The organism is Gallibacterium genomosp. 2, assembly GCF_000771895.1.
GTDB lineage: Bacteria > Pseudomonadota > Gammaproteobacteria > Enterobacterales > Pasteurellaceae > Gallibacterium.
Map to the genome: position 1 here is coordinate 80,960 of NZ_JPXY01000033.1, position 14,520 is coordinate 95,479.

15 protein-coding genes are annotated in these 14,520 nt (G+C 38.0%); 10 read left to right on the forward strand and 5 right to left on the reverse strand.

Annotation, left to right across the window (positions count from 1 at the left end):
• Positions 1 to 295: 295 nt before the first annotated feature.
• Complete coding sequence (gene rimO / locus P375_RS07575; RefSeq protein ID WP_039135850.1) at positions 296 to 1,633, forward strand: 30S ribosomal protein S12 methylthiotransferase RimO; 1,338 nt, start codon at positions 296 to 298, stop codon at positions 1,631 to 1,633.
• Positions 1,634 to 1,744: 111 nt separating this feature from the next.
• The gene (gene msrB / locus P375_RS07580) at positions 1,745 to 2,707 is read left to right on the forward strand and encodes a peptide-methionine (R)-S-oxide reductase MsrB (protein ID WP_039135851.1); all 963 of its coding nucleotides are present in this window, start codon (positions 1,745 to 1,747) and stop codon (positions 2,705 to 2,707) included.
• A gap of 74 nt (positions 2,708 to 2,781) precedes the next feature.
• On the opposite strand, the gene pepA is transcribed toward msrB, so the two are convergent.
• Entirely contained in the window at positions 2,782 to 4,290 is a 1,509-nt protein-coding gene (gene pepA / locus P375_RS07585) for a leucyl aminopeptidase (RefSeq protein ID WP_039135852.1), read from the reverse strand.
• Between the two features lie 182 nt (positions 4,291 to 4,472).
• Here pepA and lptF point away from each other — a divergent pair, with 182 nt between their 5' ends.
• Positions 4,473 to 5,564: an LPS export ABC transporter permease LptF gene (gene lptF / locus P375_RS07590; RefSeq protein ID WP_039135853.1), complete on the forward strand. Its 1,092-nt coding sequence runs from the start codon at positions 4,473 to 4,475 to the stop codon at positions 5,562 to 5,564.
• 3 nt (positions 5,565 to 5,567) lie between these two features.
• A complete protein-coding gene (gene lptG, locus P375_RS07595) occupies positions 5,568 to 6,638 on the forward strand; it encodes an LPS export ABC transporter permease LptG (protein WP_039135854.1) in 1,071 nt (356 codons plus the stop codon).
• An 81-nt stretch (positions 6,639 to 6,719) separates the two neighbouring features.
• Here lptG and P375_RS07600 read toward each other — a convergent pair whose 3' ends face one another.
• On the reverse strand, positions 6,720 to 7,388 hold the full coding sequence (locus P375_RS07600) for a YtjB family periplasmic protein (RefSeq protein WP_039135855.1): 669 nt from the start codon (positions 7,386 to 7,388) through the stop codon (positions 6,720 to 6,722).
• 88 nt (positions 7,389 to 7,476) lie between these two features.
• On the opposite strand from P375_RS07600, the gene serB reads away from it, so the two are divergent.
• The 6 genes from serB (at position 7,477) to P375_RS07625 (ending at position 12,017) form a co-directional block, all read left to right on the forward strand.
• Positions 7,477 to 8,403, forward strand: a complete 927-nt coding sequence (gene serB, locus P375_RS07605) for a phosphoserine phosphatase (RefSeq protein ID WP_039135856.1) — start codon at positions 7,477 to 7,479, stop codon at positions 8,401 to 8,403.
• Between the two features lie 12 nt (positions 8,404 to 8,415).
• Complete coding sequence (locus P375_RS07610; RefSeq protein ID WP_039135857.1) at positions 8,416 to 8,907, forward strand: YajQ family cyclic di-GMP-binding protein; 492 nt, start codon at positions 8,416 to 8,418, stop codon at positions 8,905 to 8,907.
• Between the two features lie 21 nt (positions 8,908 to 8,928).
• On the forward strand, positions 8,929 to 9,093 hold the full coding sequence (locus tag P375_RS12565) for a DUF5363 family protein (protein ID WP_167333068.1): 165 nt from the start codon (positions 8,929 to 8,931) through the stop codon (positions 9,091 to 9,093).
• Between the two features lie 84 nt (positions 9,094 to 9,177).
• Entirely contained in the window at positions 9,178 to 11,193 is a 2,016-nt protein-coding gene (gene ligA, locus P375_RS07615) for an NAD-dependent DNA ligase LigA (protein WP_052121818.1), read from the forward strand.
• Positions 11,194 to 11,397: 204 nt separating this feature from the next.
• Entirely contained in the window at positions 11,398 to 11,664 is a 267-nt protein-coding gene (locus P375_RS07620; RefSeq protein WP_039135859.1) for an AbrB/MazE/SpoVT family DNA-binding domain-containing protein, read from the forward strand.
• Positions 11,664 to 12,017 (forward strand): type II toxin-antitoxin system PemK/MazF family toxin, encoded by a 354-nt coding sequence (locus P375_RS07625; RefSeq protein WP_039135860.1) that lies wholly within the window; start codon positions 11,664 to 11,666, stop codon positions 12,015 to 12,017. The genes P375_RS07620 and P375_RS07625 overlap by 1 nt, the downstream gene beginning before the upstream one ends.
• 100 nt (positions 12,018 to 12,117) lie before the next feature.
• Here the strand turns inward: P375_RS07625 and P375_RS07630 are convergent, their stop codons facing one another.
• The 3 genes from P375_RS07630 to P375_RS07640 form a co-directional block, all read right to left on the reverse strand.
• Complete coding sequence (locus P375_RS07630) at positions 12,118 to 12,585, reverse strand: GNAT family N-acetyltransferase (RefSeq protein WP_018345767.1); 468 nt, start codon at positions 12,583 to 12,585, stop codon at positions 12,118 to 12,120.
• A 2-nt stretch (positions 12,586 to 12,587) separates the two neighbouring features.
• The gene (locus P375_RS07635) at positions 12,588 to 12,848 is read right to left on the reverse strand and encodes a DUF1778 domain-containing protein (RefSeq protein WP_021462499.1); all 261 of its coding nucleotides are present in this window, start codon (positions 12,846 to 12,848) and stop codon (positions 12,588 to 12,590) included.
• Between the two features lie 153 nt (positions 12,849 to 13,001).
• On the reverse strand, positions 13,002 to 14,054 hold the full coding sequence (locus tag P375_RS07640; protein ID WP_039135861.1) for a porin: 1,053 nt from the start codon (positions 14,052 to 14,054) through the stop codon (positions 13,002 to 13,004).
• Between the last annotated feature and the right edge of the window lie 466 nt (positions 14,055 to 14,520).

Consider the following 14,520-nt stretch of genomic DNA (forward strand, 5'->3'; position numbering starts at 1 on the left):
AAAAAGTTGTTAATTAACATTTGCGTTGCTTTCGGAGCTTCACAATTTATTAACTAATTTTAGAAATTTTATTAGATTTTTTGAAATAAAGATAGAAAAAATTTGTCTTACCATAGCAAAACCAGCTGATTTTGTCTATTTTTTTACCATCCATTTTGGGACGTAACCACAAAGGATTACCTATTTAGAACAAAGTGTTACTTCTAATTGCTCTGATAAAAATTCGCTTTCTATCGACAAATTCTGTACAATTCGCCACCTACTAAAATTCCATTACAAAATAGATAACAAAATTATGACAATAACAACTCCAAATATTGGCTTTTTGAGCCTTGGTTGCCCTAAAAATTTAGTGGATTCCGAACGTATTTTAACCGAGCTACGAGCAGAGGGTTATAACATTGTACCAAGTTATGACAATGCCGATTTAGTGATAGTCAATACCTGCGGTTTTATCGACAGTGCTGTTCAAGAATCATTAGAAGCTATTGGCGAAGCCTTGGAAGAAAACGGCAAAGTTATCGTTACCGGTTGTTTAGGTGCTAAAGAAAATCAAATTAGAGAAGTACATCCTAAAGTGCTTGAAATTACTGGCCCACACAGTTATGAAGCGGTGATGACACACGTCCACAAATATGCCCCGAAACCGGAATATAACCCTTATCTCAATGTGGTGCCGAAACAAGGGGTAAAATTAACGCCTAAACACTATGCTTACGTTAAAATTTCAGAAGGCTGCGATCACCGTTGCACTTTCTGCATTATTCCATCTATGCGCGGTGATCTTGACAGCAGACCGATCAACACCATTTTGGATGAAGCAAAACGTTTAGTTGATGCCGGCGTTAAAGAGTTGTTGATCGTTTCTCAAGATACTTCCGCTTATGCGTTGGATAAAAATCAAAAAGAACAAAAAAGCAAAACTGTTTTCTGGAATGGAATGCCGATTAAAAATGATTTAATTACGCTTTGCGAACAGCTTGGAACATTAGGCGTTTGGGTACGTCTACATTATGTTTACCCTTATCCGCACGTTGATAAGCTGATTCCTTTGATGGCGCAAGGCAAAATTTTACCTTATTTAGATATTCCGTTACAACACGCCAGTCCGAAAATTCTAAAAGCAATGAAACGTCCGGGTTCAATCGAACGTACATTGGAACGTATTAAACAGTGGCGTGAAATCTGTCCGGAACTGACATTACGATCAACATTTATTGTCGGTTTTCCAGGTGAAACTGAAGAAGATTTCCAAATGTTATTAGATTTTATTCAAGAAGCACAACTGGATCGTGTCGGCTGTTTCAAATTCAGTCCGGTTGAAGGTGCGGTAGCCACAGAAATGGCAGAACAAGTGCCAGAAGAGGTGAAAGAAGAACGCTTCCACCGGTTTATGCAATTACAGCAACAAATTTCCGCCCAACGCTTACAACAAAAAATCGGTAAAACCTTGCCTGTAATGATCGATGAAATTGATGAAGAAGGTATTATCGGGCGTTCAATGGCAGATGCACCTGAGATTGACGGTGTCGTTTATATTGATAATATCAGTGAACAACAAGTCAAGATTGGCGATATAGTGATGGCTACCATTCATAATGCCGATGAATATGATTTATGGGCAACAATCTAATTGTGGCTTCATTTAGTAGATAAAATTCCTATAATCGGATGTTAACCCATAAAATCAACACGTAATATATTACTCAGCAAATGAAAACATCTTTATTTTGTGAGGTAAAAAATGACAGAACAGAATAATATTCAGCCCTGCGAGATTTATCTTGCCGGCGGCTGTTTTTGGGGATTAGAAGCCTACTTTTCCGCTATCGGTGGAGTGTTGGATGCCGAATCAGGTTATGCCAATGGTAACAGTGAAAATCCAAGCTATCAGCAAGTTTGTAATGGTAGTGGACACGCTGAAACAGTCAAAGTCTGTTATGATACTGCTCAAATCAATTTATCAACATTGCTTGAGTACTATTTCCGTGTCATCGATCCAACCACTTTAAACCGACAAGGGAATGATTTGGGTATCCAATATCGTACCGGCATTTATTATACTGATGATCGACAAAAACCGATTATTGATGCGGCAATGGCACGCGAACAGCAAAAATGGCAACAACCTTTGCTAGTTGAGGTGCAACCTTTGCGAAACTACTATCCTGCAGAAGAGTATCACCAACGTTATTTAGAAAAAAATCCGAGTGGCTACTGTCATATTGATCTGAGAAAAGCGGATAATGTCATTATTGATGCCGACAAATACCATAAACCTACTTTAGCAGAAATCGAACAAAATTTAAGTAAAGAATCATTTGCTGTTACACAGCTAAATGCCACCGAACACCCTTTTTCAAATCGTTACTGGGATTTTTTTGAAAAAGGTTTATATGTCGATATAATCAGTGGCGAGCCACTTTTTGCCTCTTCTGATAAATTTCCGTCACAATGTGGTTGGCCAAGTTTCAGCAAACCGATTTCATCCGATGTGGTTACATATCAGCGTGATACCAACCACGGAATGATCCGTACCGAAGTGCGTTCTCGTATTGCCAATGCACATTTAGGACACGTTTTTGAAGATGGTCCTCTCGAAACCGGTGGCTTGCGTTACTGCATCAACAGTGCGACTTTACGTTTTATTCCTTTTGCGGAGTTGGTACAAAATGGCTATGGCTACCTGCAAAAACGGATTAAATAACAACCGCTTAAAATAACAAAGCGGTGTAGATCTTAAGCCTCCACACCGCTTTTTATTTGAAGTTACCTCTGATATTAAATATCAAATTTAACATTAGCGCGATTCAATAAGAACTGCACCAATAATGAAACCGGACGACCGGTTGCACCTTTGTCAGCTCCCTGTTTCCACGCTGTACCTGCAATATCCAAATGCACCCAATTATATTTTTTGGTAAAATTCGCTAAGAAACAAGCAGCGGTAATCGCACCACCCCAACGCCCACCGACATTTGCTAAGTCAGCAAAATTAGATTTCAATAAATCATTATACTCATCATTCATCGGCAAACGCCAAGCTTTGTCATTAGACTGATCAGCCGCATTTTGCAACTCATTGGCTAGATTATTTAACGGCGAAAATAATCCACTATTGACTCCCGCTAATGCCACCACACAAGCGCCTGTCAACGTTGCAATATCAATCACTACTTCCGGCTCAAAACGCTCAACATAAGTTAACGCATCACAAAGCACTAAACGCCCTTCAGCATCGGTATTCAACACTTCTACAGTTAAGCCTGACATTGTGGTTAAAATATCTCCGGGACGATAAGCATTACCGCCAGGCAAGTTTTCACAGCCTGCCAACACACCAATCACATTTAACGGTAAATTTAATTCAGCAACAGCTTTCATCACACCATAAACGGTTGCTGCACCACACATATCATACTTCATCTCATCCATACCAGCACCCGGCTTCAATGAAATACCGCCAGAATCAAAAGTTAGCCCTTTTCCGACCAAAACGATTGGTTTTGCATCAGGATCAGGATTATTTTTAAATTCAATGATCGACATAAACGCTTCATTACGCGATCCTTGTGAAACTGCCAAATAGGATTTCATTCCCAATTTTTCCATCTGCTGCTCATCAACAACGTGGCTATTTAGAGTGTCATAAGCCTGTGCTAATTCAATCGATTTATCAGCTAAATAACGTGGTGTGCAAATATTCGGCGGCATATTGGCTAGATCTTTCGTTTCTTTAATGCCGCTACTGATCGCCATTGCGTGTTGAATTGCAGACTCAGCTAGCGGTAATTCACGGCGCATCGGAACATTGAATACTATTTTACGTAATTCACGTCTAATTTCCGTTTTCACCCGCTTAAATTGAGTAAAGCTATATAATGATTCCTGAGCTGCTTCCACCGCCAAACGTACATTCCAATAAACATTACGCCCCTTAATGTGCAAACCTGTCAAATAACATATAGCTTCCATTGAACCAGTTTCATTCAAAACTTTTACCATTTTTTGAATAATCTGTTTATATTGTCTTTCATCCAATTCACGTTCTTTACCGCAACCAACCAATAAAATTCTATCTGCCGGAATATTAGGAACGTGATGCAATAACAATGTCTGCCCAACTTTTCCTTCAATATCACCACGTCTCAATAATGCACTAATATAACCTTTACTGATATTATCCAACTGCTCTGCCGATGCAGATAAGCGACGCGGCTCGAAAACACCCACCACTAAACACGCAGTACGTTGTTTTTCAACACTGCCGTTTTTGACACTAAATTCCATATTGATATTCCTTCATTATGATTTCTATTGTTGTTAGGCCCTGAAACAAGGTATTATATGCGCCTGAATTTATGTTTTTGAAAAAACTTGAAAACAGATCTACTTGTGAGAACGATTGATTAAAGTATCGTTTTTTATAAAAAAATCAAGCAAAAATAAAGAGAAAACACAGGTCAGCTGCCGTGATTTTGACAAAATATCTAATCAAAGAAACATTAAAAAGCCAACTGGCTATTTTATTTATTTTACTCGTCATTTTTTTAGCACAACAACTTGTCCGCGTTTTGGGCTCTGCCGTCAATGGTAATGTTCCTGTTGATGTCATCTTACCGCTGCTTGGATTAGGAATGCCGACAATGGCACAACTGATGTTGCCACTTAGCCTATTTTTAGCACTTTTACTTACTTTGGGAAGATTATACAGCGAAAGTGAAATTACTGTGATGCAAGCGTGTGGCATCGGCCCCAATGCCCTTGTAAAAGTGGGATTGATTCTTTCTATTGTAACTGCCGTAATTGCTGCTTATAACTCCCTTTATCTCACACCGTGGGCATTAAAAAAACAGGTAGAAGTGGTAGAAAATGCAAAAGCTAATCCAAGTGCATCTGCGATTACTCCTGGACAATTTATCTCCTCCAATAACGGCAATTTTGTGCTGTTTGTTGATAAAGTAAAAGGCAATCAACTTTCCGATATCTATCTGTTCCAAACTAAACAGGTCGGCAAAGTGAAACCATCTGTAATCGTTGCCGAACAGGGAAGTTTCTCCACAGCAGAAGATGGTAGCCAAACATTAACATTAAAAAACGGAGAACGCTTTGAAGGAAGTGCAGTTCTGCCGGAATTTCGTATCACCCAGTTTCAGGATTACTTGGCATTTCTAGCATTTAATGCGGCAAAAACAGAAGAAAACGATCTTGATATGCAAGATAGTAATGCTTTATTGAGAAGTAATTCCGCTAATGCCAAAGCTGAATTTCAATGGCGCATCAGCCTGTTTTTAGCAGTGCCATTGATGATGTTGCTCGCAATTCCATTGAGCAAGGTTAATCCTCGACAAGGTCGTTTTGCCAAAATCATACCTGCATTATTGCTCTATTTAATCTATTTTTTATTGCAAAGTTCACTCAAAACGGCGGGAATCAATGGAAAAATTGAGTCTCACTATTGGATGATTTTAATCAATATCCTGTTTTTACTCTTAGGCATCATCCTCAATTCTGAGATTATCCAGAGTAAATTCATCCAACTTTTTAAACGAGCAAGAGGTTAATCTATGTTTAATACCTTAGATCGTTATATCGGTAAAACAATTTTAGCGACTATTTTTGTTGTTTTATTTTTATTAGTCGGGCTTTCTGCCATTATCAAGTTTGTTGAACAGTTCCGTGCTATCGGCGAAGGAAATTATGACACGGCTAAAGCCATCGCCTACACCCTGCTCACTATTCCGAAAGATATTGAGACTTTTTTCCCAATGGCGGCATTGCTAGGAGCGTTAATCGGTTTAGGCTCTTTAGCTTCAAACAGTGAGCTAGTCGTAATGCAAGCTTCCGGTTTTTCACGTTTTCAAATCGGCTTATCGGTTATGAAAGTTGCTATTCCATTGGTTATTCTTAATATGGCATTGGGTGAATGGGGAATCCCACAGACGGAGCAGTTTGCAAGAGAAATGCGTTATAAATCGCTTACTGGTGGCTCACTGCTTTCGGTTAAAGGTTCAGTATGGGCGAAAGATGGTAACAGTTTTGTTTATATTCAACATATTCCAAAAGAAAATCAGTTAAACGGCATTTATATCTATCAATTTGATCAACATCGTAATTTACAAAAAATGAGTCAAGCTAATCGGGCAACTTATGCAAATAACGAATGGCGTTTTAATCAAATTTCAGAATCGGAGATAAACGGTGATCATATCACTAACCAAAAATATCTAAATAAAGTTTGGGAAACTAGCATTACTCCAGATAAATTAGGGATGGTGTCATTAAGACCTAGTATGCTATCAATTACAGGGTTATCAGACTATATCCAATTCTTAAAAAATACCGGACAAGATACCAAAACGTTTGAACTCACCTATTGGAGAAAATTATTACAACCAATTTCTATCAGCGTGATGATGCTTTTGGCACTGTCATTTATTTTCGGTCCATTACGTAGTGTTACTTCCGGCGTACGTGTGGTAACAGGAATCTGTTGTGGTTTTGCTTTTTATGTTTTGGATCAAGTCTTCGGGCCATTAAGTTTAGTCTATAATATTCCACCATTTATCGGTGCATTAGCGCCAAGCATCTTCTTTGCAGCCATTATTTGGTGGTTAATGGCTCATAAACGGCATTAATTCCCCAATGTTTAATCAAACAAAAAGTGAGATCAAAATAACGATCTCACTTTTTGTAGCTACTACTAATTACCACTTTCATTATCGCTTAAAACGCCGGCGTTGTTGATGAAATGCTTTGGAACGCTGTTGATTTTCTTGTACCTTTCTTAATATTCTCATCGGCACTAATTTAATTTTTCTGCGTCGAAAAAAATGGTGAAAACTGCTGGCAATCACAGCCCCTACCAATAAAATAACAATCACTTCAGCATATAAATAACGAAACTGTTGATTAATCTTACTCTCACTAGTTTGCCCGTATTGCCCATCAAAAGTTACTCGTAAAAAGCCAATCACACTGTTTCCATCAAAAATCGGTTCAACAATCTGTTGTGTCTGTTGCAATGATTTTTCCCCTTCTAAACCTAACTGTTGCCGCAAATTGAGCGCATTGCGACTTTGAGCCAACAACTCACCATTGCCACTATAAACCGAAGCGTCTAGCACAAATTTTTCTCGACTTAGTGTCGTTAGTTGATCCGCCAGTTTCTCTACAGAAACATTATTATTTAATAAAGACGAAAATAGATTAGCCTGCTGTCTTACCAAAATATGCGACAAATTAGACACCTGATTAATACTCGCCAATTGCGAACCGAATTTAAACTGATTTATGCCAAATAAAATAGTCACAATTGTAAAACCACTAACAAGCAAAATAGCGATCAGTAGCAAAATTTTGACACTCTTCTCTCTTACTGTATGCAAGTTATTACCTTTATATTTCTATTCTGAGCAATTTGTGATTAAATGCGGATTGTAGCTTTTCTTTTCATTCTAAAAAAGGTTTTTTTATATGCAAACTCTCGTTCCCGTAATCAATAAACCGGATAATTATCGTGCCGATCAGCAGCAATTTTTACTCTATTGCCAAAATTTCGATATTAACAAATTAGCTCAATTCAGCGCTCAAACTACCGATATTTCGCTACTTGCCGAATGGGATATTTTTGATTATCACTGTGTAATGATGCAACACGACCAACCACAAAATTATATTGAGCTTGCACACCAATACGGTTTTGATCTTTTTGTGATCAGCGGCTATCCATTGCTTGAAAAAGCCGGTTTACTGGTGATGGATATGGACTCCACCGCCATTCAAATTGAATGTATTGATGAAGTGGCAAAATTAGCCGGAACTGGAGAAATGGTTGCCTCAATTACAGAAAGTGCAATGCGTGGTGAACTTGATTTCAAACAGAGTTTACGCAAACGTGTAGGCACCTTAAAAGGCGCTCCAGCAACCATTTTAGATCAAGTACGCAATAATTTACCGATTATGCCCGGTTTAGAGCAGACAATCTCCGAATTACAGAAACTCGGTTGGAAAGTGGCTATCGCTTCCGGTGGCTTTACCTATTTTGCCGAAGTGTTACAAAAAAAATTCAGTTTAGTTGCTGTTTGTGCCAATCGTTTTGAAATTGAAAACGGCATTTTAACCGGCAAAGTAGAGGGAGAAATCGTTGATGCACAATATAAAGCCAATGTATTACAGCAATTAACAGAACAATACCAAATTGAAGCAACACAAACTATCGCCATCGGTGACGGTGCAAACGATCTATTAATGATGCAAAGCGCAGCTCTTGGCGTTGCTTACCACGCCAAACCAAAAGTACAACAACAGGCACAAACTATGGTAAACTTCGCAGACTTAACCGCGTTGTTGTGTATTTTGAGTGCCAATCAACAACAATATAACTTTCAACAACAAAAATAATGAGGAAATAAAATGCCTTCTTTTGATATTGTTTCAGAAATTACTATGCACGAAGTTAAAAATGCGGTGGACAATGCCAATCGTGATTTAAGCAATCGCTGGGATTTCCGCAATGTAACCGCATCAATTGAATTAAATGAAAAAAATGAAACCATCAAGGTTGCCACTGAATCCGATTTTCAGGTAGAACAATTAATTGATATTTTGCGTAATGCGATGCAAAAACGGAATATTGAACCAAGCGCATTGGAAATTCCGGAAAATTACGAGCATAGCGGTAAAACCTATGCCAAAGAAATTAAAGTTAAGCAGGGAATTGAGACCGATCTTGCAAAGAAAATCAGCAAAATGATCAAAGATTCCAAATTAAAAGTTCAAACCCAAATTCAAGGTGATAAAATTCGTGTTACCGGAAAATCCCGTGATGATTTACAAAGTGTAATTCAATTAGTCAAATCCGCTGAATTGGGACAACCTTTCCAATTTAATAACTTCCGCGATTAACGCTGAATAAGGAGGAACACTATGCCACAAAGTGAAAAGAAACCGAGTATTTTTAAACAATGGTTAAAAAAATATGATGATTTCTGTCGTGAACTTGGCATTGATCAAGGTGCTTGCCGAAGTTGTGTTCCTATCTATAAACAAGATCCGGAAACGGAAAAACCGGCAGAGAAAAAAGCCAGTTAATTCATCACTCACACTTAATTCATTACAGTTAATCGGTTGTTACCGATTAACTTTTTTATTTCAAATTTTACAGTAATGCACATTATGAACACCCTTCAACAACAGATTGAACAACTAAGAAATGATCTTCGTTACCACGAATATCAATATCACGTTCTCGACAATCCGATAATTCCGGATGCAGAATATGATCGAATGATGAACCAATTAAAACGTATAGAAGCTGAACATCCCGAATTGATCACGGACGACTCCCCGACACAACGTGTTGGAGCAAAACCGGCAAACGGTTTTCAACAAATTCGTCACGAATTACCAATGTTATCACTTGATAACGCATCCTCAGACGAAGAGTTTTTTGCATTTATTCACCGCATTGAAGATCGACTCGGTGTATTGCCTGATCCATTCACATTCTGCTGTGAACCAAAATTAGACGGTTTGGCAGTCAGCATTCTTTATATCAACGGAAAATTAACGCAGGCGGCAACACGTGGTGATGGCATTACCGGTGAAGATATTACCGCCAATATCCGCACTATTCGCAACATTCCACTACAACTACGCACCGCTACACCACCAGCTCGTTTAGAAGTGCGTGGTGAAGTCTTTATGCCTCACGACGGTTTTGAACGTTTAAACAATCACGCACTGGAACACGGCGAAAAAACCTTTGCCAATCCGCGTAATGCTGCTGCCGGTTCACTACGACAACTCGATCCGCAAGTCACTTATCATCGTCCGTTAATGTTAAATGCTTACGGTATCGGCATTGCAGAAGGCATTGAATTACCGAATACTCATTATGATCGTTTACAATGGCTGAAAAGCATCGGCATTCCGGTTAATAAAGAAATCCGTCTTTGTAACGGCACACAAGAAGTTTTAAGTTTCTACCATTCTATTGCTGAAAAACGTAGCCAACTTGGTTACGATATTGATGGAACCGTGCTAAAAGTGAATAGCATCGCATTACAAGAGCAACTTGGTTTTATTTCTCGCGCACCACGTTGGGCGATTGCCTATAAATTTCCGGCACAAGAAGAATTAACTATCCTAAATGATGTTGAATTTCAGGTAGGACGCACTGGAGCGATCACACCGGTAGCGAAACTTGAACCTGTTTATGTTGCCGGTGTAACTGTCAGCAATGCAACACTGCACAACGGAGATGAAATTGCTCGTTTAGATATTGCAATCGGCGATACCGTTATTATCCGCCGTGCCGGTGATGTGATTCCGCAAATTATCGGTGTGGTTCACAATCGCCGTCCACCAGATGCTAAACCGATAATTTTCCCAACTCGCTGTCCGGTTTGTGATTCAGCAATTGTACGTATTGACGGCGAAGCAGTTGCCCGTTGTACCGGTGGATTGGTATGCGAAGCACAACGGAAAGAGGGCTTAAAACATTTCGTTTCACGCAAAGCAATGGATATTGACGGTGTCGGCGATAAGTTAATCGAACAATTGGTAGATCGTGAATATCTACATACGCCTGCTGATCTCTTCACCTTAAGCAAAGAAACCTTAATGGGGTTAGAGCGTATGGGGGCAAAATCAGCAGAAAAAGCGCTTGCCAGTATCGAAAAAGCAAAAAAAACCACCCTTGCCCGTTTCCTTTTTGCGTTGGGTATCCGTGAAGTTGGAGAAGCAACTGCACGCAATTTGGCAAACCATTTTCATACTTTGGAAAACATTAAAAACGCCACCTTTGAACAGTTACAGCAGGTGCAAGATATCGGCGAAGTTGTCGCTAACCGCATTATTCTGTTCTGGCAAGAAGAGCATAACCGCAACGTAGTAGAAAAATTGATTGAACAGGGAGTAACTTGGGATGATGTCGCTATCAAAGAAATTTCTGATAATCCACTTAAAGAAAAAACCGTAGTACTTACCGGCACATTAACACAAATGACGCGCGATCAGGCGAAAGCGTTGTTATTGCAGTTAGGCTGTAAAGTTACCGGCAGTGTTTCCAGCAAAACCGATTTTGTTATTGCCGGCGATAACGCAGGTTCAAAATTGCAGAAAGCCGAAAGTTTGGGCATAAAAGTCTTAACCGAACAGCAATTTTTAGACTTAATTCCGCAAGATTAACTTTCGCTATATCATCATAGCCCTCTGTGAAAGAGGGCTTTGTTATCGAGATTAAACGCGCCTTTTAGCTCATCACATTTTCAACCGGTACAGATTTGCTAAAAACCCCATAAACATCCGCAGATGATTGACATCAGATTAAAAAATGACACAATAACGTATCACTAAATGATACATCAACCAACGAACATAGGGAGATATCTGATGAATATGAGATTACAAATAAAACAATGGGGAAATAGTAAAGCCATTCGCCTACCAAAAGAGCTTACTAATTCTATGAACCTTGATATGGGTGATTTTTTAGAATTAGAACAAATTGATGATAATACACTTAGAGTAGTCGTTGTGTCTCATAAAAAAACAACAAAAAGATTAACATTAAACGAACGCATCGCAATGACTGCATCTAAAGAGTTACCTACCATCAAAGAATGGGATGATCTACAACCGACAGGAAGCGAAATTTAATGGCAAAATCTGCAATAAAAAGAGGCGATATCATCACAGTTTGCTTAAACCCAGTGGTTGGCAAAGAGTTGCAAGGTGAAAGACGCCCAGCATTAGTATTAAGCGATAAAACGTTTCATAATTTAGGCTTTATGATGATTGCGCCTATTACACAAGGAAATGCCGCACTTGCCAGAGATAACGGTTTTGCCGTCACCCTAAGTGGAACCGGTTGTAAAACACAAGGAGTTATTGTTGCATACCAAGCCAGAATAATCGATTTTAGAGGCAGAAATGCCCAAAAAGTTGAATCTGTACCTAATTATATTTTGTCTGAAGTACAAGATATTGTTGAAGCAATTTTAAGAGATTAATTTTTAACGACAAACAGTCAATACTGTCCGATGCCCGACCAAGAGATAATCGCTAAAAAATCTTAGCCCTCTGTGAAAAGAGGGCTATCTTTTGAACTCATCACAATTTCAACATTAATAATCTGTCATCAATAGGAGAGGGTTGAAACCCATAATTTAAATAAAATCGCCTTGCATTATCGTTAAGTGCGTGTACCAACAAGGCTTTCACGCCGACTTGTTCTGCTACAATTTTTGCTCGTAATACCGCATCTTTAAGCAAAGCAGCACCTAATTTTTGTCCTTGATATTTCACGTCTATGGCGAGTCTGCCTAACACAATAACGGGAATCGGTTCGGGCATATTACGTTTTAATGCACCGGATACAAACTGATGCGTTACTGATCCTGCGGCTAAAGCATAAAAACCGACAACAACATTTTCGTTGCAAATCACAAATGTTCTACTTGCTTGATTTTGCTGATTTTTCAAGGCATTACGCTTAAGCCACAAATTTAGCACCTCTTCACCGCAATCGAACAAGCTCAAATGATGATGGGACTTCAATAATTCAGGTGCGGAATACATTTTTACTCCCACGGTGATTTAATATTCATTAATTTTTCTAGACCGGCATTTGTTGAATGAGGTTGCTCCAATATCTCAATAAAACGATTAAATTTTTCATCATTTAATTGGAATACTGTTCTATCTAAAATCACATTTTGAGCATAGATGCAGGCGGCATCCAGCATAAAATCGGACCGCGTTTTACCAAGCAAAGACGCAGCATAATCAATTAAATCACGCTGACTGGGTTCGGCTCGTAAGTTAATCGCTGCAGTACGCATAATTCTCTCCATTATCTACTAATACACAATCAATATACAAATTGTATTGTGTATTGATTGTATATGCAACATTATTGCGTAATGGATTTAATTAATTATAAAAAAACCCCGAGAAAATTCTCGGGGTTATAGAGGTACGTTTATCGATAACGATTAGAAGTAAACGCGGAAGCCTACGCCAACTCTATTATCATTATATTTTTCACTAGCTTGGTTTTTATACTTAAATGTACCAGCTTCTAAGTAAGTGACTACAGATTTAGTAAACCAATAATCTGTACCTAAGATATAGGCATTAAGCTTAGTATATTTTTCACCATCTGCTGAAGTTGCTTTACCATTAATATATTCACCATAAAGAGAAGCATTGTCTAAGTATTTATATTTAGCACCCACTTCTAATGCACGCAATTTATTAAATGGAATTGCTTCGGCATGTAGTTCTTTATCAAATTTGTAGCCGATTCCATCAAAATCATCTGTTGCTTTTTTCTGTGAATAGTCAACACCAAGAGAGAATGGACCAGATACCAATTCAGCGCCTACTAAGAAAGCATTTACTTTATGTTCTTTAATAGGAGCATTTTTATATTCATCCACTTTGACTTGTGAAAAACCTGCTTCAAAGTTTAATTTAGTATCAGCTGCAAATTCTGGTGTAGTATAAAATGCAGATACGCCAAATCCTGAGCCGTTGTTAAATTCATCTTTATTTTTTTCACCAAAGAGATAATCTAGACCGAAGCTAAAGCCGGCAAAATCTGCAGAACGGAATTTCGCCACTTTATCGCCATCAGTTTTAGTTTGTTTTATACCACCCAAATCATAGGTATAGTCTGAAACAGCAACATCATCAAGATTGGTTGGTTGTTTACCAAAGGTTAAAGTACCTACACCCTCTTTTGCAAAACCGGCATAAACACGTTTCGCTTCAATATCACCAAATGATTTTTTATCATTGGCATCAAAACGAATTTCTAAATTAGCTAATGCACTGTAACCATCACCTAAATCTTGAGTTCCTTTAATAATGACACGAGAACCTGCATTTTTAAGATCTGCACGTTCTCCGGTATTTTTAGAGAGAAGTACACGGAAAGATCCGGCAACTTCAACCTTAGTACCATCCTGGTTATAAACTACGGCTGCGTTTGCGGAAGTGGCTGCTACTGCTGCAACTGCCAATGCGACTAATGTTTTTTTCATAATTGACACCTCTGTGTTAATTGTTACTTTGCTTATCGCTCCGTAACAGTGTTTGCTTTGATAATCTATGATTATCGACCATTTAAATTCTGTATAGATACTACACCCAGTTTATTATCTGTCAAATTTTTTTCATTTTTAGGGAACTTTTTAAAAAACATTTAAAAATCAATAACTTGAAAAAATCTCCAAAATTTTATTATAAAATAATAATAACTTCAAAAATAGTAAAATAAGAAATTATATTTTTTATCTATTTGAAAAATAAAGAATAAATTTATATTTTTATGGTTATTTATTGCTATTTATAAAAAGTTTCGATTTTTTAAAGATTTTTTCAATAATGTGATTTAAATCACAGGAAAAAAATTTTTTTGATTAAAAAATCAACTTGTTTTTTCTAAAAATTTGTTTTTATCTTGCTTTTTAAAAAAAGCTATGCGCAAAAAAAATCACATCTACTAAG